This is a genomic window from Streptomyces sp. NPDC048436, from assembly GCF_043200355.1.
In the GTDB taxonomy this organism is placed as follows: Bacteria; Actinomycetota; Actinomycetes; order Streptomycetales; family Streptomycetaceae; genus Streptomyces.
Window position 1 is genome coordinate 740,928 of record NZ_JBICXP010000002.1, and the last position, 21,870, is coordinate 762,797.

Annotated in this window: 19 protein-coding genes and 1 riboswitch; of the genes, 8 read left to right on the plus strand and 11 right to left on the minus strand. The window is 71.8% G+C overall.

The window, feature by feature from the left end:
• Window positions 1-154: 154 nt before the first annotated feature.
• Window positions 155-784, minus strand: a complete 630-nt coding sequence (locus ACGFX9_RS09795) for an MBL fold metallo-hydrolase (protein WP_393467431.1) — start codon at window positions 782-784, stop codon at window positions 155-157.
• On the minus strand, window positions 784-1,869 hold the full coding sequence (locus ACGFX9_RS09800) for an S-(hydroxymethyl)mycothiol dehydrogenase (protein ID WP_393467434.1): 1,086 nt from the start codon (window positions 1,867-1,869) through the stop codon (window positions 784-786). Before ACGFX9_RS09800 ends, ACGFX9_RS09795 begins: the two co-directional genes overlap by 1 nt.
• Window positions 1,870-2,027: 158 nt before the next feature.
• Here ACGFX9_RS09800 and ACGFX9_RS09805 point away from each other — a divergent pair, with 158 nt between their 5' ends.
• Window positions 2,028-2,810: an ABC transporter permease gene (locus ACGFX9_RS09805; protein WP_393467437.1), complete on the plus strand. Its 783-nt coding sequence runs from the start codon at window positions 2,028-2,030 to the stop codon at window positions 2,808-2,810.
• A 60-nt stretch (window positions 2,811-2,870) separates the two neighbouring features.
• Complete coding sequence (locus ACGFX9_RS09810; protein ID WP_393467439.1) at window positions 2,871-3,362, plus strand: glutathione peroxidase; 492 nt, start codon at window positions 2,871-2,873, stop codon at window positions 3,360-3,362.
• 26 nt (window positions 3,363-3,388) lie between these two features.
• On the opposite strand, the gene ACGFX9_RS09815 is transcribed toward ACGFX9_RS09810, so the two are convergent.
• Window positions 3,389-4,300 (minus strand): helix-turn-helix domain-containing protein, encoded by a 912-nt coding sequence (locus tag ACGFX9_RS09815; RefSeq protein WP_393467442.1) that lies wholly within the window; start codon window positions 4,298-4,300, stop codon window positions 3,389-3,391.
• A 97-nt stretch (window positions 4,301-4,397) separates the two neighbouring features.
• On the opposite strand from ACGFX9_RS09815, the gene ACGFX9_RS09820 reads away from it, so the two are divergent.
• Window positions 4,398-5,192: an NAD(P)H-dependent oxidoreductase gene (locus ACGFX9_RS09820; protein ID WP_393467445.1), complete on the plus strand. Its 795-nt coding sequence runs from the start codon at window positions 4,398-4,400 to the stop codon at window positions 5,190-5,192.
• 388 nt (window positions 5,193-5,580) lie between these two features.
• On the plus strand, window positions 5,581-6,747 hold the full coding sequence (locus ACGFX9_RS09825; protein WP_393467448.1) for a D-alanyl-D-alanine carboxypeptidase family protein: 1,167 nt from the start codon (window positions 5,581-5,583) through the stop codon (window positions 6,745-6,747).
• A 27-nt stretch (window positions 6,748-6,774) separates the two neighbouring features.
• Here ACGFX9_RS09825 and ACGFX9_RS09830 read toward each other — a convergent pair whose 3' ends face one another.
• On the minus strand, window positions 6,775-7,188 hold the full coding sequence (locus tag ACGFX9_RS09830; protein WP_393467450.1) for an SsgA family sporulation/cell division regulator: 414 nt from the start codon (window positions 7,186-7,188) through the stop codon (window positions 6,775-6,777).
• A gap of 206 nt (window positions 7,189-7,394) precedes the next feature.
• On the opposite strand from ACGFX9_RS09830, the gene ACGFX9_RS09835 reads away from it, so the two are divergent.
• From ACGFX9_RS09835 to ACGFX9_RS09845, 3 genes are all read left to right on the plus strand, one after another.
• Entirely contained in the window at window positions 7,395-8,933 is a 1,539-nt protein-coding gene (locus ACGFX9_RS09835) for an ATP-dependent DNA ligase (protein WP_393467453.1), read from the plus strand.
• 137 nt (window positions 8,934-9,070) lie between these two features.
• Window positions 9,071-9,541 (plus strand): cation:proton antiporter regulatory subunit, encoded by a 471-nt coding sequence (locus ACGFX9_RS09840; RefSeq protein ID WP_393468328.1) that lies wholly within the window; start codon window positions 9,071-9,073, stop codon window positions 9,539-9,541.
• 4 nt (window positions 9,542-9,545) lie between these two features.
• Window positions 9,546-10,802, plus strand: coding sequence for a cation:proton antiporter (locus ACGFX9_RS09845; protein ID WP_393467456.1), 1,257 nt, complete (start codon window positions 9,546-9,548; stop codon window positions 10,800-10,802).
• A 65-nt stretch (window positions 10,803-10,867) separates the two neighbouring features.
• Here ACGFX9_RS09845 and ACGFX9_RS09850 read toward each other — a convergent pair whose 3' ends face one another.
• Genes ACGFX9_RS09850 through ACGFX9_RS09875 form a run of 6 tightly spaced genes read right to left on the minus strand, consistent with a single transcriptional unit; the run spans window position 10,868 to window position 18,323 of the window.
• Window positions 10,868-12,733: a gamma-glutamyltransferase family protein gene (locus tag ACGFX9_RS09850; RefSeq protein WP_393467459.1), complete on the minus strand. Its 1,866-nt coding sequence runs from the start codon at window positions 12,731-12,733 to the stop codon at window positions 10,868-10,870.
• A gap of 11 nt (window positions 12,734-12,744) precedes the next feature.
• A complete protein-coding gene (locus tag ACGFX9_RS09855) occupies window positions 12,745-13,812 on the minus strand; it encodes an ABC transporter ATP-binding protein (protein WP_393467462.1) in 1,068 nt (355 codons plus the stop codon).
• Window positions 13,809-14,834, minus strand: coding sequence for an ABC transporter ATP-binding protein (locus ACGFX9_RS09860; protein ID WP_393467465.1), 1,026 nt, complete (start codon window positions 14,832-14,834; stop codon window positions 13,809-13,811). The genes ACGFX9_RS09855 and ACGFX9_RS09860 overlap by 4 nt, the downstream gene beginning before the upstream one ends.
• Window positions 14,831-15,697, minus strand: a complete 867-nt coding sequence (locus ACGFX9_RS09865; RefSeq protein WP_393468331.1) for an ABC transporter permease — start codon at window positions 15,695-15,697, stop codon at window positions 14,831-14,833. Before ACGFX9_RS09865 ends, ACGFX9_RS09860 begins: the two co-directional genes overlap by 4 nt.
• Window positions 15,698-15,717: 20 nt before the next feature.
• Window positions 15,718-16,671, minus strand: a complete 954-nt coding sequence (locus ACGFX9_RS09870) for an ABC transporter permease (RefSeq protein ID WP_393468335.1) — start codon at window positions 16,669-16,671, stop codon at window positions 15,718-15,720.
• 41 nt (window positions 16,672-16,712) lie between these two features.
• Window positions 16,713-18,323: an ABC transporter substrate-binding protein gene (locus ACGFX9_RS09875; RefSeq protein WP_393467468.1), complete on the minus strand. Its 1,611-nt coding sequence runs from the start codon at window positions 18,321-18,323 to the stop codon at window positions 16,713-16,715.
• Window positions 18,324-18,588: 265 nt separating this feature from the next.
• Here ACGFX9_RS09875 and ACGFX9_RS09880 point away from each other — a divergent pair, with 265 nt between their 5' ends.
• Window positions 18,589-19,002, plus strand: a complete 414-nt coding sequence (locus ACGFX9_RS09880; protein ID WP_393467471.1) for a VOC family protein — start codon at window positions 18,589-18,591, stop codon at window positions 19,000-19,002.
• 58 nt (window positions 19,003-19,060) lie between these two features.
• Here the strand turns inward: ACGFX9_RS09880 and metE are convergent, their stop codons facing one another.
• Window positions 19,061-21,406: a 5-methyltetrahydropteroyltriglutamate--homocysteine S-methyltransferase gene (gene metE, locus ACGFX9_RS09885; protein ID WP_393467474.1), complete on the minus strand. Its 2,346-nt coding sequence runs from the start codon at window positions 21,404-21,406 to the stop codon at window positions 19,061-19,063.
• A 137-nt stretch (window positions 21,407-21,543) separates the two neighbouring features.
• Window positions 21,544-21,790, minus strand: a riboswitch (cobalamin riboswitch).
• Window positions 21,791-21,870: the final 80 nt, after the last annotated feature.

Consider the following 21,870-nt stretch of genomic DNA (forward strand, 5'->3'; position numbering starts at 1 on the left):
GGTAAGGCTTGCCTAACTTATCGGAGATCGCGGATCAGGGCCAGTACGCGTTCGCGGTACAGCCCGTACGCGTCATGGCCCCGCGCGGTGAACCACGCGGGGCCATGAGAGGTACGCCGGGCAGGGCCTTCGGCGCGTACGGGAGTTGATGCGGTCAGTGACCTCGGGCGATCCACTCCTCCAGGTGCGGCGCCTCCGCCCCCACCGTCGTACTGTCGCCGTGACCGGTCCGCACCACCGTCTCCGGGGGCAGCGTGAGGATCCGGTCCCTGATCGACGCGACGATCGTCGGGAAGTCACTGAAGGACCGGCCCGTCGCTCCGGGCCCGCCCGCGAAGAGCGTGTCACCGGTGAAGACCGTGCCGAGGTCCGGGGCGTACAGGCTGACGGCACCCAGGCAGTGGCCCGGGGTGTGCAGCACCCTCAACCGCGTTCCGGCGACGGTCAGTTCCTGTCCGTCGGACAGCTCCGCGTCGGGGGCGCGGTCGGGGTGGGTCTGCTTCCACAGCTCAGCGTCGGCCGGGTGCAGCAGGATCGGCGCGCCGGTGCGGGCGGCGAGGGCCGGTGCCGCGTCGATGTGGTCGTCGTGGGCGTGCGTGCACACGATCGCGACGACCCGGCGCTCCCCGACCGCCGCCGCGATGGCGTCCGCGTCGTGCGCCGCGTCGATGACGACGGCCTCGCTGTCGTCACCCACGATCCATACGTTGTTGTCGACGTCCCAGGTGCCTCCGTCGAGGGAGAACGTGCCCGAGGTGACCAGGTGGTCGATGCGCGCCGCCATCAGAAGACCACCACCGAGCGAAGGACGTCCCCGTGGTGCATCCGCTCGAAGGCCTTCTCCACGTCCGCCAGAGCGATCGTCTCCGTGACGAACGCGTCCAGGTCGAGCCGCCCCTGCTGGTAGAGGTCGATGAGCATCGGGAAGTCGCGTGAGGGCAGACAGTCCCCGTACCAGCTCGACTTGAGCGCGCCGCCGCGTCCGAACACGTCCAGGAGCGGCAGGTCGATGCGCATCTCCGGCGTCGGCACACCGACCAGGACGACCGTGCCCGCCAAGTCGCGGGCGTAGAAGGCCTGTTCATAGGTCTCGGGGCGGCCGACCGCCTCGATGACGACGTCGGCTCCGTTCCCGTCGGTCAGTTCGCGGATCGCCTCGACGGGGTCGGCGGAGCGGGAGTTGACGGTGTGCGTCGCCCCCAGGCTCTTCGCCGTCCCCAGCTTCTTGTCGTCGATGTCGACCGCGATGATCTTCGCAGCTCCGGCGAGCCGCGCGCCCACGACCGCCGCGTTGCCGACGCCGCCGCAGCCGATGACGGCCACCGAGTCGCCACGGCCCACCTCACCGGTGTTGATGGCGGCGCCGAGCCCGGCCATGACCCCGCAGCCGAGGAGTCCCGCCGCGGCGGGCGAAGCCGCCGGGTCGACCTTCGTGCACTGTCCGGCGGCGACGAGCGTCTTCTCCGCGAAGGCGCCGATGCCGAGCGCGGGCGAGAGCTCGGTGCCGTCCGTGAGGGTCATCTTCTGCTTGGCGTTGTGCGTGTCGAAGCAGTACTGGGGCCGCCCGCGCAGACAGGCGCGGCACTGGCCGCACACCGCACGCCAGTTGAGGATCACGAAGTCGCCGGGCGCGACCTCCGTGACACCGTCGCCGACCGACTCGACGACGCCCGCCGCCTCATGACCGAGGAGGAAGGGGAAGTCGTCGTTGATGCCACCCTCGCGGTAGTGCAGGTCGGTGTGACAGACCCCGCAGGCCTGCACTTGCACCACGGCTTCCCCGGGCCCCGGGTCCGGCACGACGATCGTCTCGATCCGTACCGGCTCGCCCTTCGCGCGCGCGATCACGCCCTGCACCTGCTGCGCCATGAGGTCAGCCCTTCTTTCTTCCGGCGTTACTTACTCGTCCGGCATTACGTGTTCCCCCCGCATCCTCACAGACCGGGCGCGCCCGCGACGACCCCCGACCCACAGGTTCCGCACCCGGATCCCGGCCGCCGGGGCAGGGCGCCGCCTAGGGTGGGCGCGTGCGTGACCTCGCTGCTCAGGCCCTGCTTCCCGTCAACGCGACCCTCGGTGCGGCGCTCCTGGTGCTGCTGCTCGCGGCGGCCACGACGGCCGCCGTGTTCCGCCTCTCCCCCGACGGGTCGTACGGCAGGGCGCGCGAGATCGCCGTGGCCGGGGTGCGGGCGACCGTGCAGCTGGGTGTGGTGTCCCTGGTGATCGGCTGGGTGATCCACCACGTCGTGGCGCTCTTCGCCTTCCTGCTCCTGATGTCCGCCGTCGCCGCGCGCACCGCGGGGCGGCGCGTCACCGCGAACGGAAGCTGGTGGTGGGCGGCGCTGCCGGTCGCGGGCCCCGTCGTCCCGGTGGTGGCCTGCCTGACCCTGGCCGGTCTTCTGCCGGTGCGCGGCATCGCCATGATCCCCGTGACCGGCATCCTCATCGGCGGGGCGCTCACCGCGACGGTGCTCGGCGGGCGCAGGGCCCTGGATGAACTCCACTCCCGCTACGGCGAGTTCGAGGCGGGCCTGGCCCTCGGCCTGCCCGACCGGGACGCCCGCCTGGAGGTCATCCGCCCCGCCGCCTCGGACGCCCTGCTGCCCGGCCTCGACCAGACCCGCACGGTGGGCCTTGTCACGCTGCCGGGTGCTTTCGTCGGCATGCTCCTGGGCGGCGCGTCGCCGGTGCTCGCCGGGGCGGTGCAGCTCTTCGTGCTGATCGCGCTGATGGCGGTGCAAGCGATCGCGGTGGCGTGGACGGTCGAGCTGGTCGCCTGCGGACGCCTGAACCGGACGTCACCGCGGTGAGCACAGACGGCACGATGGCCGGAGTGATCGGCTCAACGCCGTGAGCGTAGGCTCCGAACCATGTCTGTTTACGAAGATGCAGAGATCGGCGCCCTCCAGGGCGGCCCGGCGAATCTGGGCCAGTACCTGGGCAAGGCGGTCCTGATCGTCAATGTCGCCTCCAAGTGCGGTCTCACCCCGCAGTACGCGGGCCTCGAGCGCCTCCAGGAGCGGTACGCGGCCCGTGGCTTCACGGTCATCGGCGTGCCCTGCAACCAGTTCATGGGCCAGGAGCCTGGCACCTCGCAGGAGATCGCCGAGTTCTGCTCGGCGACGTACGGCGTGACCTTCCCCATGACCGAGAAGGCCGACGTCAACGGCGACGCCAGGCACCCTCTCTACAAGAACCTCGTCGGCACGGCCGACGCCGAAGGGCACAGCGGAGACATCCGCTGGAACTTCGAAAAGTTCGTCATCGCTCCCGACGGAACGGTCGCCGCGCGGTTCTCGCCGCAGACCGAGCCGGACTCCGCCGACGTCATCGCCGCCATCGAGAAGGTCCTCCCGGCCTGACAATCGGCACGCCCCCCGATGTCGCCTCAGGGCAGGACCCGGACCTCCGGGCTCCGCCCCGGGGCGATCCGGGTGAGGGCCTCGGCCTCCGGGCTGCCCTCCTCCGCGCTGAACACGTGCACCACCAGGCCCGTCTCACCGGGCGCGGCCGGCACGTGCAGGGTCTCGAAGTCCAGGGTGAGCAGCCCGGCCGCCGGATGCCGCAGCCGCTTGCGGCCCGCCGCGCACATCACGACCTCCCCGCTGTCCCAGATCCGCCGGAACTCGTCGCTGCGCGCGGCCAGTTCGGCGATGAGCGCGGCAAGATCCGCGTCCTCGGGGTAGCGCCCCGCCGCCACCCGCAGCTGGCCCACGGCCTCCGCCGCCCGGTCCTCCCACTCGGGGTGGACCACGCGCGACGCGGGGTCCAGGAAGAGGAACCTGGCGTTGTTCCGGTCGCGGCGCTCCGGCTCGGCCAGGCCGCCGATCAGCTCGGCCCCCAGGCTGTTCCAGGCCACCACGTCAAGGCGGTGGTCCGTCGCGAACGCCGGGAGCCCGGCCAGGGAGTCGAGGATGCGCCGCAGCAGCGGGCTGACCCGGGCCCTCGGCGCCGGATCGCTCCGCCCGGCGGCGAGGGTGGTCAGGTGGCCGCGCTCCGCCGCGTCGAGGCCGAGCGCCCCGGCCAGCGCGTCGAGCACCTCGGGGGACGGCTGGGTGGCCCGGCCCTGTTCGAGACGTACGTAGTAGTCCACGCTGATCCCGGCGAGCTGGGCCAGCTCCTCGCGGCGCAGCCCGAGCACCCGGCGGCGCCTGCCACCGGCGATCCCGACGTGCTCCGGCGTGACGCGACCCCGGCGGGCGCGCAGAAAGCCGCCGAGGTCATGCCGGGTCGCGCCGGACCCGCCGCCGGTCCCGTCGCTGGCCCCGTCGCTGGTCTTCATGTGGTCCACGCCTTCCATGCGTCCAAGTATGGGTGGTCCTCGCAGTACCAGGACCGGCGTTCCGCCGTCGACCAGGGTGCTGGCTGCCTTGCCCGCGCCGGGAGAACGTGGCGTCATGAACGAAGCCACGCCCCAGCGGCCCAAGAAGATCCTCGTCGTCAGCGCCCACCCGGAACCCGAGTCGCTCAACGCCTCGCTCGCCGCTTTCGCGGTCGGCGAGCTGCGGGCGGCGGGACACGAGGTGCGGGTCTCCGACCTCTACGCGATGAAGTGGAAGGCGACGGTCGACGCCGACGACTTCGCCGGTCACGTCGCGGACCGGCGGCTGCACGTGATGGCCGCCTCCGAGCGGGACACCCTGGAAGGACGTCTCTCGCCCGACATCGCGGCGGAGCAGGAGAAGGTGCGCTGGGCGGACGCGGTGATTCTGCAGTTCCCGATGTGGTGGTTCTCCCCGCCCGCCATCCTGAAGGGCTGGATCGACCGGGTGTTCACCAGCGGCTTCGGCTACGGTCCCGCGGTGCCCCCGCCCTACAGCGAGGGCCCGCTGGCGGGGCGGCGGGCGCTGGTGTCGGTGACGCTGGGGGCCCGGGAGTCGTCGTTCTCCGACCGGGGCATCCACGGCCGCCTCTCGGACATCCTCCATCCGGTGCAGCACGGCCTGTTCTGGTTCACGGGCATGGCGCCGCTGGAGCCGTTCGCGGTGTACGCGTCCAATGAGCTGCCGGACGAGCGGTTCGCGGACGCCGAGCGGGAGTACCGCCGGCGCCTCGAAGGCCTCTTCACCGATGAGCCGGTGCCGTTCCGGTCGCTCGTCGGCGGCGACTACGACCACGACATGCGGCTGCTGCCGGGCGTGGAGGCCCCCGGGACGAGCGGACCCGACCTGCACGTCCGGCCGCGGGGCTGAAGCGCTGACCCGCCGGAAGCCATCGGGGGCGACAACTCGCCCCGGGCGCAGGACTATCCGGAGGTCCTGCTCCACCGCGCCGGGTGCCGGGTGTCGCCCCGGCACTCGCCGCCGAGGCCGAGGCCGACCAAGGCCAGACCGCCGACCAGAACACCACCAGCAGCAGCCGGCCGCCCGTCACAGCCGAGCGATCACCGAGGCCCCCCTCCGCCGACCCTGGCAAGCAGTGTGGGCAGCGGGGCGGGTTCGGGAAGGGGCACAACCACGCAACCTACCGGCCTGCGCCATCCACCCGGCCGGACGCCCGAAGCACCCGGCCGGACGCCCGGTACATCCAGCCGGACCAAGCTGACCTGCGGGCTCGGGACCGCGCTCCTACGGTGACTGAATGGTCATCAGGTACCTCCCGCGCTCCTCATCCCTCCGCACCGCGGCCCTTGCGATCGTTGCCCTGGCCCTCCTGCCCACCACCGTCGCGGCGGCCGCCCCGGCCGAACCCGCGCCCCCGAAGCCGCCCGCCGCGTTCCCTCCGGACCTCTTGGACCGGCCCGGCGTCCAGATCAGGCCGGGCGCGGGGGCTCCGGACGTGCCGGCCGACGTCTCCGCGCTCTCCTGGCTGGTGGCCGACGCCCGGACGGGCGAAGTGCTCGGCGCGCACAACGCGCACCGTCAACTGCCGCCCGCCTCCACCCTGAAGTCGCTCTTCGCCCTCACCGCCCTGCCCCATCTGGACGCCGTCGCGCGGCACAAGGTCACCGAGAGCGAGCTCTCCGGCATCGGGGAGGGCAGCAGCCTGGTGGGGGTCGAGGCGGGGCGCAGCTACCGCATCGCCGATCTGTGGCGGGGCGTGTTCCTCAGCTCCGGCAACGATGCCGTGCACGTGCTGGCCGGACTCAACGGCGGCTGGGAACGGACCGTCCGACAGATGCGCGCCAAGGCACGTGCTCTGGGCGCCCGCGACACCCATGTGGTCTCTCCCGACGGATACGACGCGGCGGGGCAGGTCTCCTCCGCGTACGACCTCGCGGTGTTCGGCCGGGCGGGACTCTCCGACCCGGAGTTCGCCCGCTACTGCTCGACGCCGGTCGCCAAGTTCCCGAGCGGCGGCTTGTCGTACCCCATCCAGAACACCAACCGGCTCCTCACCGGCGCCAACGGCGTGACGCCCTACCCCGGTCTCCTCGGCATCAAGAACGGCTACACGAGCCACGCGGGCAACACCCTCATCAGCGCGGCGCAGCGGGACGGCCGCACCCTCATCGTCTCGGTGATGAACCCGCAGGCGGGCGGCGGGTACGCGGTGTACGAGGAGACCAGGTCGCTCCTCGACTGGGGGTTCAAGGCCGCGGGCCGCGTCACGCCGGTGGGGTCGCTGGTCCCCGAGAGCGAGCGGCAGGCACGGGTACAGGGGGCCGCGCCCGCTGCCGAGCTCGCGGGGCATTCGGTCGAGCCGGACAGCTCCGCCTGGCCCGCTGCCCTTCTCGCCGCCGCCGGTGCCGCGGCTCTGGTGGCGGGCGCCGTGGTGGTGATCCGGCGACGGGCGATGCGGCGCTGACCAGGGAGCCGTGCGGGCAGGCCCGCGTCAGACCCCGCCGAGGAGCCGGTCGAGGTCCTGGTCCAGGTTGAGCCCCGCGGCTTCCCGTCCCGGGCCCACGACGGCGTACGTACGCAGCAGGAACCGCTGGAGCACCGCCCTGTCGAACTGCACCAGGGCGAGGCCCTGCGGCGCGTGGAATTCGAGCACTGTGCGCGCCCGTCCGGCCGGCCAGATGTGGACGTCACCGGCGCCCGCGGGGGCGCGCAGCCCCTCCTCCAGGAGCCGGCGGGCGAAGATCCAGGTGACCTCCGCGCCGTCGAGGGAGGCCTCGGGCGGGAAGGTGATCTGGACGGCCAGGGGATCGGCCGACGAGTAGCCCAGGGTCACGGGCAGCGGGCGCTCACGCCCCTCGGGCGTGAAAAGGCGGGCGCGAGCGGGCTGCTCAAGGGTGACGGCCATGATCGGACTCCTCTGTGCTTCAACTTCCGCCGTATCCACGTCCGCTCCCGCTTCCGCTTCTCCTGGCGTTTCCTCCATGCCTGTACGAGTCAGTGGGGAGGGTGTTCATTACGCGACAGGCGGGACAATCTTTGTGACCTGCGCCACTCCCGCAGGCTGGGGAGCCCCGGTTTCGGGGAGGAGTGGGTCCGGGGAAAGGAAAACCCATGCTCCTAGCCAGACTCGCCCACGTGTCCCAGGCCGTGGCCACCACCCCGGCCCGCTCCGGGAAGACCGCCCTCCTCGCCGACCTCTTCCGCGCCGCCTCCCCCAAGGACGCCCCCGTCGTCATCCCGTACCTGGCGGGCCGCCTCCCGCAGGGCCGGCTCGGCATCGGATGGAACCTGCTGAAGAACCCGCCCCCGCCCGCCTCCGAGCCCACCCTCACCGTCCGCGGCACGGACGCCGCGCTCACGGCCATCGGCGCGGTCTCCGGCAGCGGATCGCAGGCCGAGCGGAAGCGCCTTGTGGCCGAGCTGATGGGGGCGGCCACCGCCGAGGAGCAACGGTTCCTGGTCGGGCTGCTGACCGGCGAGGTCCGCCAGGGCGCGCTCGACGCCGTCGCCGTGGAGGGCCTCGCGCAGGCCACCGGGGTTCCGGCGACCGCGGTGCGGCGCGCGGTGATGCTGGCGGGGGCGGTGAGCCCCGTCGCCCAGGCCCTCCTGGCGCGCGGGGCCGAGGCCCTGGACGACTTCCGGCTCAGCGTCGGGCAGCCCGTCCAGCCCATGCTCGCGCACGGCGCCCCCACCGTCGCCGAAGGGCTCGACAAGCTCGGCGCGTGCGCGGTCGAGGAGAAGCTGGACGGCATCCGCGTCCAGGTGCACCGCGACGGGAACGACGTACGCGTCTACACCCGCACCCTCGACGACATCACCGACCGACTGCCCGAACTCACCACCGCCACCCTCGACTTGAAGGGGGAGAACTTCATCCTCGACGGTGAGGTCATCGCGCTGGACAGCGACCGAAGACCCCGCCCGTTCCAGGAGATCGCCGGTCGCGTCGGCTCGCGTCTCGATGTCGCCACCGCCGCCGCCGGTCTTCCCCTCTCCCCCGTCTTCTTCGACGTTCTCTACGCCGACGGCCATGATCTGCTCGACCTGCCGTTCTCCGAGCGGCACACGCACCTGGCGCGCCTGGTCCCCGAGCCGATGCGGGTGCGCCGCACCCTGGTGGAGGATCCGGCGGACGAGAACGCGCGCCGCGCGGCCGAGGACTTCTTCGCCGACACCCTGCGGCGCGGCCACGAAGGTGTCGTACTGAAATCCCTTGAGGCGCCCTACAGCGCGGGCCGCCGCGGCGCCTCCTGGCTGAAGGTGAAGCCCGTGCACACCCTGGACCTGGTGGTCCTTGCCGCCGAGTGGGGGCACGGTCGGCGGACCGGCAAGCTGTCCAACCTGCACCTGGGCGCCCGGCGCGCCGACGGGACGTTCGCCATGCTCGGAAAGACCTTCAAGGGCATGACCGACGTGATGCTGACCTGGCAGACCGAGCGGCTGCGTGAGCTCGCGGTGAGCGAGAACGGTTACGTCGTGACCGTACGTCCGGAGCTCGTCGTCGAGATCGCCTACGACGGGCTGCAGAAGTCCACCCGCTATCCGGCGGGCGTCACGCTCCGCTTCGCCCGGGTCGTCCGCTACCGCGAGGACAAGACGCCCGCCGAGGCCGACACCGTCGAGACGGTGCTTGCGGAGCACCCCCTCTAACCCACCCCCTTTAACCCCAGGTGCGGGACCTCTACCACCAAGTTCAGGCAAAGAACGGGCCGATAGGGTGACCTTAACGCCGTATTGACGCCCAACCAGCCAATCAGCACCAGGGGAGAGCTGTGCCCGCTTCACGCCTGAGCCAGACGCCACTTCCAGGCATCGGTATCCGGTACGACCTGACCACGCGCGAACAGCGCCGGATCTCGGTGGTCGCGCACCGCGACGGGGCGCGCACCCTCAGCGCCTACCGCTCCGACGACCCCGACGAGTGCGCGCTCTCGCTGCGGCTGAGTTCGGGTGAGGCGGACGCGCTGATCGACGCCCTGATGCCCTCGCACCACAGCCCGAACCTCCTGCACACCACCGATCTGGGTCTGGTCGCCGAACGCATCGAGGTGTCCGGCACCTCGCACTGGAACGGCCGGGTGCTCGGCGAGACCCAGATGCGGACCGAGACCGGCGCCTCCATCGTGGCGGTCCTTCGCAGGGCCGAGGCCATCCCGTCGCCCGCGCCGGACTTCCGTTTCGCGGGCGGGGACACCCTCATCGTGATCGGCACCCGCGAGGGTGTGGAGAGCGCCGCCGCGATACTCGGGCGGGAGTGATCCGATGCACTCCGCTGTCTTCCTGATCGAATTCGGCGCGATCATCCTCGCGCTCGGGCTTCTCGGCAGATTCGCCGGGCGGTTCCGCTTCTCGCCCATCCCCCTCTATCTCCTCGCCGGGCTCGCGTTCGGTGAGGGCGGGCTGCTCCCGCTTGGCGCCAGTGAGGAGTTCGTCGCGATCGGCGCCGAGATCGGCGTCATCCTGCTGTTGCTGATGCTGGGGCTCGAATACACCGCGAGCGACCTGGTCAGCAATCTCAAGACCCAGTACCCGGCCGGTCTTGTCGACATGGGGCTCAACGCCGTGCCGGGTGCGATCGCCGCGCTGCTCATGGGGTGGGGTCCGGTGGCCGCCGTCGTCCTCGCGGGTGTCACCTGGATCTCGTCATCCGGCGTCATCGCCAAGGTCCTTGGCGACCTGGGCCGCCTCGGCAACCGCGAGACACCCGTCATCCTCAGCATCCTGGTCCTCGAAGACCTGGCGATGGCGGTGTATCTGCCGATCATCACCGCCCTCCTCGCCGGTGTCGGCTGGGCCGCGGGCAGCCTCACCCTGGGGATCGCCCTCGGGGCGGCGGGCCTTGTCCTGTTCCTCGCGGTGCGCTACGGCCGCGTCATCTCGCGCTTCGTGTCGAGCGACGACCCCGAGAAGCTGCTCCTCGTCGTCCTCGGCCTGACCATCCTGGTCGCCGGGATCGCGCAGCAACTCCAGGTCTCCGCAGCTGTGGGGGCGTTCCTGGTCGGCATCGCGCTTTCCGGGGAGGTCGCCGAGGGCGCGCACAGTCTCCTCGCTCCGCTGCGGGACCTGTTCGCCGCCGTCTTCTTCGTCTTCTTCGGTCTGCACACCGACCCGGCGAGCATTCCGCCGGTGCTGCTTCCCGCGCTCGCACTCGCCGTCGTGACGGCGTGCACGAAGATCGCCACGGGGTACTGGGCGGCCCGCCGCGCCAAGATCTCCGTCAAGGGACGGTGGCGTGCGGGCGGTGCGCTTGTGGCGCGCGGCGAGTTCTCCATCGTCATCGCGGGTCTCGCCGTCACCGCGGGCATCGAACCGTCGCTCGGCCCGCTGGCCACGGCGTACGTCCTGATCCTCGTGATCGTCGGCCCGCTCACCGCGCGCTTCGCGCAGCCGGTGGCCATGCGGGTCGGCGCCTTGGTGGCAGGCCGCCGGGAGACCGCGGCGGCCACGGTGGCGCTGCCCTCCCCCAGGGAGCCCGAGCGGGAGCCCTCCGCGGAGGACTCGCTCGACAGCCGTCCTTGAGCGTCGCCCTACCCACCAGAGGCCCCGGCCCCGCCCGTCAGCGAGCGGCGCCGGGGCCGAGCGCGTCAGCGGCCCACGGCGTAGCCCTGCATGCCGCGCGGGTTGGCCGCCGCCGAGAGGACCCCGGTCCGCGGGTCCCGCGCCACCGCGCAGAGCCTGCCTTCCGACCAGGCGTCGCCGACCGTCACGTCGTGACCGCGCCGCCGCAGCTCCTCGATGACCTCGCCGTCCATGCGGGACTCGACCGTGACGCTGCCCGGGCGCATGCCGCGCGGGTAGAAGGAGCCGGGGAAGCTGTCGTTGTGCCAGTTCGGGGCGTCGATGGCGCCCTGGAGGTCGAGGCCGCCGCGTACGGACGCGCCCAGGGCCACCGCCAGGAAGAAGTGCACCTGCCACTGGTCCTGCTGGTCGCCGCCGGGGGTCCCGAAGGCCATCACCGGTACGCCGTCCTTGAGCGCGAGGGACGGCGTCAGGGTGGTGCGCGGACGGCGGCCCGGCGTAAGGGAGTTGGGCAGACCTTCGTCCAGCCAGGCCATCTGGAGCCGGGTGCCGAGCGGGAAGCCCAGCTCGGGGACGACCGGGTTGGACTGCAGCCAGCCGCCGCTCGGCGTGGCCGCGACCATGTTGCCCCAGCGGTCGACGATGTCGAGGTGACAGGTGTCGCCGCGGGTGGCGCCGTCCGCCGAGACGTCCGGTTCGCCGGGCACGGGTGACGTGCCGCTCTTGGCGACGGTGGGCTCACCGGCGCCTGCTCCGGGCAGACCAAGGGCGTCGAAGCCGGGCTCCCCGGCGGCCACGGCGCGCGCGTGGGCGGCCAGTTGCGCGGTGCGCCCGCCGGGGCTTCCAGGGCGCAGCTCGTGCGACGCCTTCTCACCGATGAGCGCCCGCCGCTCCGCGTTGTACTCGGCGGAGAGCAGGTCGGCCACCGGCACCGTGCCGCTACCGTCCGCGTCTCCGTACCAGGCCTCGCGGTCCGCCATGGCGAGCTTGCAGCCCTCGATCAGCAGGTGGACGTAGTCGGCGGAGCCGTAGGCGGGCAGCTCCGCGCGCGCGGCAGGCAGCAGGGCCAGCTGCTGGAGGAAGGCCGGGCCCTGGCTCCAGCCGCCCGCCTTGCACAGGGTCCAGCCGTTCCAGTCGTACGTCGCCGGGTCCTCGTAGGTGGCCTCCCACCCGGCGAGGTCCGCTGCCGTGAGGGTGCCGGTGTGCCGGGTTCCGCTGGTGTCCATCGTGGGACGCGCCGCCTGGCGGACCAGGGCCTCGGCGATGAAGCCTTCGCTCCAGACCTTCCGCGCGGCCTCGATCTGCTCGACGCGCGAACCCTTCCCGGCCTCCTCGGCCTCGGCGACCAGGCGGCGCCAGGTGGCGGCGAGCGCCGGGTTGCGCAGCAGTTCGCCGGGGCGCGGTGAGGTGCCGCCGGGAAGGTAGACCTCTGCCGACGAGGGCCATTCGGACTCGAAGAGTTCACGCACCGTCTCGACGGTCTCGCCCACGCGCTCCACGGGTGCGTGCCCGTCCTCGGCGTATCCGATGGCGTACTTGAGGACATCGGCGAGGGACTTGGTGCCGTAGTCCCGCAAAAGCAGCATCCACGCGTCGAACGCGCCGGGCACGGCAGCCGCGAGCGGGCCGGTGCCCGGCACCAGGTCGAGGCCGAGCGAACGGTAGTGGGCCACGGTCGCACCGGCGGGCGCGACGCCCTGCCCGCACAGGACCCGTACGCGGCCCTCGGCGGGCGCAAGGATGATCGGCACCTCGCCGGCCGGGCCGTTGAGGTGCGGCTCGACGACGTGCAGGACGAAGCCCGCGGCGACGGCCGCGTCGTAGGCGTTGCCGCCGTCCTCCAGGACGGCCATCGCGGACTGCGAGGCGAGCCAGTGGGTGGAGGACGCCATGCCGAAGGTGCCTTGGAGGGTCGGCCGGGTGGTGAACAAGGGTGCTGCTCCTAGCGTGCGGTGCGGGTGCTGGGGATCGTATGGAGGGCCGGCGCGCCGGCCGCGTCCGGGGCCGTCCCGTCGTCGGCGACGAGGTGGCAGGAGACCTGGCGGCGGCCGTCGCCGGGGAGTTCGCGCAGCTCGGGCACCTCGACGCGGCAGCGGTCGACGGCCAGCGGGCAGCGCGTGTGGAAGCGGCACCCCGGGGGCGGGGCGAGCGGGCTCGGCAGTTCACCGCTGAGGACGATGCGCTGGCGGGTGCGCTGGAGTACCGGGTCGGGCACGGGCGCGGCGGACAGCAGGGCCTGGGTGTAGGGGTGTTTGGGGTCGGCGAACAGCTCGGCGGTCGGGGCCTGTTCGACGATCTGGCCGAGGTACATGACGGCGATGCGGTCGGCGAGGAACTCCACCGCCGCCAGGTCGTGCGTGATGAACAGGCACCCGAAGCCGCGGTCGCGCTGGAGATCGGCGAGGAGGTTGAGGACGGAGGCCTGCACGGAGACGTCGAGCGCGGAGGTCGGCTCGTCGGCCACCAGGAGGTCCGGGGAGACGGAGAGCGCGCGGGCGATGGAGATGCGCTGGCGCTGTCCGCCGGAGAGTTCGTGCGGATGCCGGTCGGCGTGCTCGGGGCGCAGACCGACCTGGCCGAGGAGTTCGGCGACGCGCGCACGTGCCGCCTCTCCCTTGGCGATGCCGTGCAGGCGCAGGGGTTCGGCGATGATCTGCCCGACGGTCATACGGGGGTCGAGCGAGGAGGAGGGGTCCTGGAAGACGAGGTGGAAGTTTCTGCGCAAGGGCCGCAGGGCGCGCCGGGAGAGGCGGGTGACGTCGGTGCCGTTGATGCGGACGGTGCCGCCGGTGGGCTCGTCGAGCCGTACGGCGCAGCGCCCCACGGTCGACTTGCCGCTGCCGGACTCCCCCACGAGGCCCACGACTTCGCCCTTGCCGACGGTGAGCGTGACGCCGTCGGCGGCGCGTACGGTGCCTCCGGAACCGGCGAAGTGCCGCTCCAGGCCGATCAGTTCGAGCACCGGGGTCTCATCGCCCTCGCGGGGGTGCGGTGGCTGGGTGGGAGTCACTGTCCGGCCTCCTGAGGAGTGGGCGTGAGGGCAGGGGCGTCCTGCGGGTGCCAGCATGCCGCCCGGTGCGGGGCATCGGCCCCGGCGCTGCGGGAGGCCGCCTTGAAAGCGGGGCGGCTCGTCGTGCACTGTTCGTCGGCGTGGGCGCAGCGCGGGGCGAAGGTGCAGGCGTCCGGCTGTGCGTCCAGGCTCGGCACCAGGCCGGGGATCTCGGGAAGGCGCCGCTTGCCCTCGCCGCCGGGGCGAAGGACCGCGCCGAGCAGGCCGCGGGTGTAGGGGTGACGTGGCTCGGCGAACAGCTCGTGCACCGGGGCCTGTTCGACGGGGCGGCCCGCGTACATGACCAGGACGCGGTCGGCGGCGTCGGCCACCACTCCCAGGTCGTGGGTGATCAGCACGATCGCGGTGCCGAGCCGCTCCCGCAGGGACTGGAGGACTTCGAGGATGCCCGCCTGGACGGTGACGTCGAGCGCGGTGGTCGGCTCATCGGCGATCAGGACGGAGGGGTCGCAGGCGACCGCGATGGCGATCATGACACGTTGCCGCATGCCGCCGCTGAGCTGGTGCGGGTATTCGTCGACGCGCTGGGCGGGGGCCGGGATGCCCACCAGGTCGAGGAGTTCGACGGCACGAGCGCGTGCGTCCTTCTTCGACAGGCCCTGGTGGCGGCGGAGGACCTCGCCTATCTGGCGGCCGATGGTCAGGACCGGGTTAAGGGAGGTCATCGGCTCCTGGAAGATCATCGCGATGTCCTTGCCGCGGACCTTCCCGAGTTCCTTCTCGCTCGCTCCGGCGAGCTCGCGCCCGCCGAGCCTGATCGACCCGTCGATGCGCGCGGTGGGCGGCAGGAGCCCCATCACCGCCATCGCCGTGACGGACTTCCCGCACCCCGACTCGCCGACCACCGCGAGCACTTCGCCCGGTGCGACGTCGTACGAGAGGTGGTCGACGGCGTGCACGGTACGGGTGTCCGAGCGGAAGGAGACCGACAGGTCGCGCACGCTCAATACAGGCTCGCTCATCGGGTGGCTCCTCGTGGGTCGAGGACGTCCCGCAGGCCGTCGCCGAGCAGGTTGAACGCCAGGGTGGCCGCGACGACCGCGAGGCCGGGAAAGACCGCCATCCACGGCGCGGGCGCCAGGAAGGACTGGGCGCCGGAGAGCATCACACCCAGCGAGGCGTCCGGTGGCTGGACGCCGAGTCCGAGGAAGCTGAGCAGGGCCTCGCCGATGATCGCGGCGGGAATGCCGACGGTCGCCTGGACGGTCAGGGCGGAGGTGGCGTTGGGCAGGATGTGCCGGAAGAGCACGGTGGCGTCGCCGCCCCCGTTGGCGACGGCGGCGGCCACATAGTCGACGTGCCGCAGCCGCAGTGTCTCGGCGCGGGTGATGCGGATGACGGCCGGGATCTGCGAGATGCCGATCGCGATGGTCGCGTTGGTGAGGGAGGGGCCGAGCACCGCGGCGAGTCCGACGGCGAGCACCAGGAAGGGGAAGGCCAGCATCGTGTCGGTGAGCCGCGAGACGACGCTGTCGGTGAACTTGCCGTAGTAGCCCGCGAGCAGCCCGAGCGGCACACCAACGACGAACGCGAGGGCGACCGCGACCACGCCGACCTGCATGGACGCCCGCGCCCCGTACACGACGCGGGAGAGCTGGTCGCGACCGAGGTCGTCCGTGCCGAGCCAGTGCGACCAGCCGGGCGCCGCGAGGGCGTTGGCGAAGTCGGGGCGCGCGGGATCGTACGGCGCGACCAGTGGCGCGAAGAGCGCCGCGAGGACGAACACGGCGGCGATGATCCCGCCGGTCATCGCGAGCCGGTTCTTGCGCAGGGCACGCAGCTTGCCGCTGCCGGCGCCCGCTCCGGCGGAACGTATCCGCCCCAGTCTTGTGAGCACCGCTGTCGTCACCGGGCACCTCCGAGCCGGATGCGCGGGTCGATGACCGAATACGCCACGTCGACCAGCAGGTTGATGAGGATGTAGGCGGCGGAGGTGCACAGCACCACGCCTTGCAGGGTCGCGTAGTCGCGGGTGAAGACGGCGTCGATGGTGAGCTTGCCGAAGCCGGGCAGGACGAAGATCTGCTCGGTGACGACGGCGCCCGAGATGAGGTGGCCGAGCTGGAGACCCAGCACGGTCACGACCGTGACCAGGGAGTTGCGCAACGCGTGCCCGCCGATGACCTCGCGCCGCGAGAGACCCTTGGCCCGCGCGGTGCGTACGTAGTCGGCGGAGAGCGAGTCGAGCATCGCGGCCCGCGTCTGGCGCATCACGACGGCCGCGAGCCCCGAGCCGAGGACGATCGCGGGCAGCACCATGCGGCGCAGGTTGTCGAGCGGGTCGGCGGCGAAGGGAACGTATCCGGAGGCCGAGAAGACCGGGATCGCGATGGCGAATCCGAGGACGAGGACGATGCCGAGCCAGAAGGTGGGGATGGAGAGCCCGAGCAGGGCGAGGGCGTTGGCCAGCCACTCCTCGGGCTTTCCGCGCCGGACGGCGGCGACGATGCCCGCGCCGATGCCGACGACGACCGCCAGGAGGAGGGAGAGGGCGGCAAGTTCGAGGGTGATGGGCAGCGCCGCGGTGATCGCGTCGGCGACGGGGAGGCCGGTGCGCGAGGAGGTCCCCAGGTCGCCGGTGATCGCGTGCCCGATGAACCGCCCGTACTGGATGACGATGTTGTCGTCGAGGCCGTAGCTCGACCGGATCGCGGCGAGCGCCTCGGGGCTGCGTTCCTCGCCTGCCAGCGCGAGCGCCGGGTCGCCGGGCAGCGCGCGGATACCGGCGAAGACGACGATGCTGACCAGGACGAGCGTGATGAGGGACTGCCGGATCCGGGTGAGCAGATAGGACGTCATGGGGCTCAGGCGCGGGGAGCGCACGCGCGAGGGGCTCAGGCTCATCGGGCGTACCCCGCAGTCGAGACGCGGACCAGGCCGTCTCCGTAGACGCGGACGCCCGCGACGTCCTTGCCGGTGACGATGTAGTTCTTCTGCCGGTAGAGGTAGATGAGGCCGCGTCGCTCGTTGGCGCGCTCGGTCAACTCGCCGTATATCTTGGCGCGTTCGTCCGGGTCGGCCTCGGCTCGGCCGCGTTCGACGAGCCGGTCGATGTCCGGGTCCGAGAGTCCGTAGGCGTTCATCGCGCCGCGCGTCTGCAGGAAGCTGGCGATGTTGCCGTCCGGGTCGAGCCGTCCCGACCAGCCGCTGGTGAAGGCGTCGTACTGCCCGGAGTCGGTCTCTTCGAGCATCGTGGCGTACTCGGTGGGCCGCAGCGTGACGGCGAACCCGGCTTCCTTGGTCATGGCCTGCACGACCTGCCCGAGACGGCTGGATTCGGGCGTGGTGGACACCTTCAGCTCGATGCGGACCGGGGTCTTCACCCTGGCCTCCTTGAGGAGCCGCCTGGCCTTGGCGACGTCCCGCTTGGGGCAGGCGGACGCCTTGACGCCCGGCGCGATGGCGGACTCGGGAGATACGGGGCCGCAGGCGGGCTCGTACATGCCCTGGAAGACGACCTTGTTGATCAGATCGCGGTCGATGGCGAGCTCGAACGCCTCACGGACCCGCGGTTCGCGCGCGAGAGGCGTGTCGACGCGCCCCGGCTTCTCCCCGAGCCCCTTCACGTTTCCTACGTTGAGGCCGATGCCCTGGTAGCCCAGCGAGGGCGAGTTGAAGAGCTGGAGGCCGGGCTCGGTCAGGGCGCTGCGGACGTCGACGGGTGTCATCTGGTCGCCGACCTGGATGTCGCCGGAGCGCAGGTTGGCGAGCCGGACGTTGCCGTCGGGGATCGGCTTGTAGATCACCTTGTCGAGGTGGACCTGATCGGCCGCGTAGTAGTGGGGGTCCTTGGCGAGCACGATGCGGTCGCCGCCGACGCGTTCGACGTACTTGAACGGGCCCACGCAGGAGGGGTGGTTGGTGAAGTTCTTGCCGTACTTCTTGAGCGCGGTGGGTGACATCACCATCCCGGAGCGGTCCGCGAGGACGGCCGTGAGCGGGACGTAGGCCTGCTTGAGCGTGAGCTTCACCGTGTACGTCCCGGTCGCCTCCGCCTTGGTGAGCGGGGCGAGTTCGGTGGCGCGCGCCGACCCGGGGAGGTCACGGTGCCGGTGCAGCGAGGTGACGACGGCCGCCGCGTCCAGCTTCGTGCCGTCGCTGAATGTCAGGCCCTTGCGCAGGCCGATGGTGACGGTGCGGCCGTCCTTCGACGTCTTGGGCAGGGCGGTGGCGAGCTGCGGGATCACGGTCCCGTGCTCGTCGATGTCGTAGAGCTTCTCGCACATCCCGGCGAAGACGGTGCGGCCCACGAGCGTCTGCGCGAGGGTCGGATCGAGCTTGTCCGGGTCGGCGTTGAGGGCGACGGTGAGGGTGCCGCCGTCCCGGACGGGACGGTCGTCGGTCATGCGCTCACCGCCGACCTCGGTGGCCGATGACTGCAAGGAGCCGCAGGCCGCGGTCGTGGACATCACCAGGGCAACTGCCGCGAGGGCAACCGCTTTTCGGCGCACGGGGAAGTACCTCCGCCAGTGGTTCCGGGCTGATCGTGGACGATCAAGGAATACGGCAGAACGTATTTCGCATACAGTCCGCACACAAGAGGTCCGTCCGCATGCCGGACCGGATTTGATGAAGATTGAATAACCGGGCGCGACAAAGCGCGTGCAAGGGGCACGCAAGGGACGCCCGCATGCAAAGGACGCCTCGGCAGGCCGTTGTCAGTGCCTCGCGCTACTGTGCGCGCACCTGAGCATTACCCCATTTTGGGAGGTTTTCATGGCCTCGCGCCTCAACCCCTACGTCAGCTTCGACGGCGACGCCCGGCAGGCGATGGAGTTCTACAAGGAGGTTCTCGGCGGCACGCTGAACCTCAACACCTACGGTGAAGCCGGCCACCAGGGCACTCCGGACGCCGACAAGATCATGCACGCCATGCTGGAGACCCCGAGCGGCTTCACCCTGATGGGCGCCGACAACCCGCCGGGCACGGAGCACACCCCGGGCAACAACTTCTCGGTGAGCCTGAGCGGCGACGACGACGCCGAGCTGCGCGGCTACTGGGAGAAGCTGTCCGCCGACGGCTCGGTCTCCGTGCCCCTGGAGAAGCAGATGTGGGGCGACGTGTTCGGCATGTGCACGGACCGCTTCGGCATCCCCTGGATGGTCAACATCGTCCAGCAGCAGGGCTGAACGAAGCCCCCGCCGGAAGCGCGAAGCGCGCATCACGCTTCCGGCGGGGCCGATTCCGCTACCCCTCGGCGGGAAGGTTGCCCCGCACCCTGCGCGCGGCGGCCGTCATCCGCTCCAGGGCGGGACGGACCTCGTCCCAGCCCCGCGTCTTCAGACCGCAGTCCGGGTTGATCCACAGCCGCCCGCTCGGCACGGCCTTCAGGGCGCGGTCGATCAGGTCGGTCAGCTCACGCTCGGCCGGTACACGCGGGGCATGGATGTCGTACACCCCGGGGCCGACCTCACGCGGATAGCGCGCCTCGGCCAGCTCGTCGGCGATCTGCATCCGCGACCGCGCGGCCTCCAGGCTGATCACATCGGCGTCGAGATCCTCGATGGCGGCGAGGATCTCACCGAACTCCGCGTAGCACATGTGCGTGTGGATCTGCGTGTCGGCGCGGACCCCCGAGGTCGCGATCCGGAAGGCCTCCGTGGCCCACGCCAGATACGCGGGCCGGTCCTCGCCCCGCAGGGGCAGCGTCTCGCGCAGGGCGGGTTCGTCGACCTGGATGACGGCGGTGTCGGCGGCCTCCAGGTCGCCGACCTCGTCCCGCAGGGCGAGCGCGACCTGCCGTGCCGTCTCGCCGAGCGGCTGGTCGTCCCGTACGAACGACCAGGCCAGCATGGTCACGGGCCCGGTCAGCATGCCCTTGACGGGACGGTCCGTGAGCGAGCGGGCATACGAGGTCCAGCGCACCGTCATCGGCTTCGGCCGCGAGATGTCGCCCGCCAGGACCGGCGGCCGCACATAGCGGGTGCCGTACGACTGGACCCAGCCGTGCCGGGTGGCCAGATAGCCGGTGAGTTGCTCGGCGAAGTACTGCACCATGTCGTTGCGTTCGGGCTCCCCGTGGACCAGGACGTCGAGGCCCGCCTTCTCCTGGAACGCCACGACTTCGCGGATCTCCGCGGCGATCCGCTCCTCGTAGGCCGCCGCGTCGATCCGCCCCGCCCGCAAGTCGGCGCGCGCGGTGCGCAGTTCGGTGGTCTGCGGGAAGGAGCCGATGGTGGTCGTGGGCAGCGGCGGAAGGCCCAGGCGGGTGTGCTGGGCCGCCGCGCGCTGCTCGTAGGCCTGGGGTCGGCGGGTGTCCTCGGCGGTGACGGCGGCGCAGCGGGCGCGTACGGCCGGGTCGTGGGTGAGGGCGGATCCGGCGCGAGACGCCAACGCCGCCTTGTTCGCTGCAAGTTGGGGCGCGATCGCGTCGGCTCCGCCGCCAAGGCCCCTGGTCAGCGTGACGACTTCGTCGGTCTTCTGCCGGGCGAAGGCGAGCCAGCGGGCCACCTGCGGATCGAGGTCGCGCTCGGCGGCGGCGTCCAGCGGGACGTGCAGCAGGGAGCAGGAGGGCGCCACGTCCACGCGGTCGGCGAGGCCGAGCAGGGTGGCGAGCGTCGACAGGGACCGCTCCAGGTCGTTGATCCATACGTTGCGTCCGTCGACGACACCCGCGACGAGGCGCTTGCCGGGCAGTCCGCCCGCCGCGGCCAGCGCGTCGAGGTGGGCGGCGGCCGGGCCCGTGAAGTCCAGGGCCAGGCCCTCCACGGGTGCTTGGGCGAGGACGGGCAGGGCCGCGCCGAGCCGGTCGAAGTAGGAGGCGACGAGCAGCTTGGGCCGGTCGGTGAGTGCGCCGAGGTCGCGGTAGGCGCGGCCGGTGGCGCTCAGCACGGACGCGGGCTGGTCCTGCACCAGGGCGGGTTCGTCGAGCTGGACCCAGTCGGCGCCCGCCGCGCGCAGATCGGCGAGGACCTCGGCGTACACCGGAAGCAGCCGGTCGAGCAGCGTCAGCGGTTCGAAGCCGGGGTCGACGCCCGCGGCGGGCTTGGCCAGGAGCAGGAACGTGACGGGGCCGACGAGGACGGGCCGGGCCGTCAGACCCAGGGCGCGCGCCTCGGTGAACTCCCGCACCTGCTTGCCCGAGTCGGCGCGGAACACGGTGTCCGGGCCCAACTCGGGGACCAGATAGTGGTAGTTGGTGTCGAACCACTTCGTCATTTCGAGCGGCGCCGCCTCCTGCGTGCCGCGCGCCATGGCGAAGTACCCGTCGAGCGGGTCGGTTTCGACGGCTTCGCGGTGCCGGTCGGGGATCGCACCGAGCATCACGGACGCGTCTAGGACGTGGTCGTAGAGCGAGAAGTCACCGGTGGGCACTTCGCCGATCCCGGCGTCGGCGAGCAGACGCCAGGTGTCGCGGCGCAGGCGGGCCGCGGTCTCGTGCAGGGCGCCGGCGGTGGTGCGGCCGGACCAGTAGCCCTCGATGGCCTTCTTCAACTGCCGGTCGGGGCCCTGCCGGGGGTAGCCGTGGACCGTGGCGAGAGGCCGTGCGGTGGTTGTGGCGACGGGCCGTGCGGTGGGCGTGGGGTCAGTCACGTCAACTCTCCTTCGCGAGTCGAGCGGTCGGACTCGATGCCGCACGAGGACGCGAAGGGACAGCACAGACACGGATGCCGAGCACCCTGCCTGGTCCGCCGACCCGCCCTCGAGGTCACCGAGTTACCGCGCGCCGTGGTGGCGTGCGGGCAGGTGGCAGGTCTTCGGACTCGTGGGCGGGCCAGGCCGCGTACGCCTCATGTGAAGGCGTGCGCGTCAGGCATCTACTGGCCGTCGCTTCCCGGACCCGGGGACCGGATCCAGTGCGGGTGACGGCGTTCGTTCCCACTCACCGCTGCGGGGCAGTCCCGGATTCCCACCGGGTTCCCTCTTGCGACGCATCCCGCCTGGCGGACGGGGCGAACCAGCTGCGGGGTCAGCCTAGCCGTAGCGGGTACGGGGCCCCACCGGGCCCCGGTCGCGGGCTCGGGGAGGCGCGCCTACGGTGTGACGGGGGCCTTGTG

What these genes read in the sequence shown, in the direction of transcription:
- ACGFX9_RS09795 (WP_393467431.1), bottom strand. Translation starts at nt 784, where the DNA reads ATGGCGGCGCGCATCGACCACCTGGTCACCTCGGGCACGTTCTCCCTC.
- ACGFX9_RS09800 (WP_393467434.1), bottom strand. Translation starts at nt 1,869, where the DNA reads ATGGCGCAGCAGGTGCAGGGCGTGATCGCGCGCGCGAAGGGCGAGCCG.
- ACGFX9_RS09810 (WP_393467439.1), top strand. Translation starts at nt 2,871, where the DNA reads ATGTCTGTTTACGAAGATGCAGAGATCGGCGCCCTCCAGGGCGGCCCG.
- ACGFX9_RS09815 (WP_393467442.1), bottom strand. Translation starts at nt 4,300, where the DNA reads ATGGAAGGCGTGGACCACATGAAGACCAGCGACGGGGCCAGCGACGGG.
- ACGFX9_RS09820 (WP_393467445.1), top strand. Translation starts at nt 4,398, where the DNA reads ATGAACGAAGCCACGCCCCAGCGGCCCAAGAAGATCCTCGTCGTCAGC.
- ACGFX9_RS09825 (WP_393467448.1), top strand. Translation starts at nt 5,581, where the DNA reads ATGGTCATCAGGTACCTCCCGCGCTCCTCATCCCTCCGCACCGCGGCC.
- ACGFX9_RS09830 (WP_393467450.1), bottom strand. Translation starts at nt 7,188, where the DNA reads ATGGCCGTCACCCTTGAGCAGCCCGCTCGCGCCCGCCTTTTCACGCCC.
- ACGFX9_RS09835 (WP_393467453.1), top strand. Translation starts at nt 7,395, where the DNA reads ATGCTCCTAGCCAGACTCGCCCACGTGTCCCAGGCCGTGGCCACCACC.
- ACGFX9_RS09845 (WP_393467456.1), top strand. Translation starts at nt 9,546, where the DNA reads ATGCACTCCGCTGTCTTCCTGATCGAATTCGGCGCGATCATCCTCGCG.
- ACGFX9_RS09860 (WP_393467465.1), bottom strand. Translation starts at nt 14,834, where the DNA reads ATGAGCGAGCCTGTATTGAGCGTGCGCGACCTGTCGGTCTCCTTCCGC.
- ACGFX9_RS09870 (WP_393468335.1), bottom strand. Translation starts at nt 16,671, where the DNA reads ATGACGTCCTATCTGCTCACCCGGATCCGGCAGTCCCTCATCACGCTC.
- ACGFX9_RS09880 (WP_393467471.1), top strand. Translation starts at nt 18,589, where the DNA reads ATGGCCTCGCGCCTCAACCCCTACGTCAGCTTCGACGGCGACGCCCGG.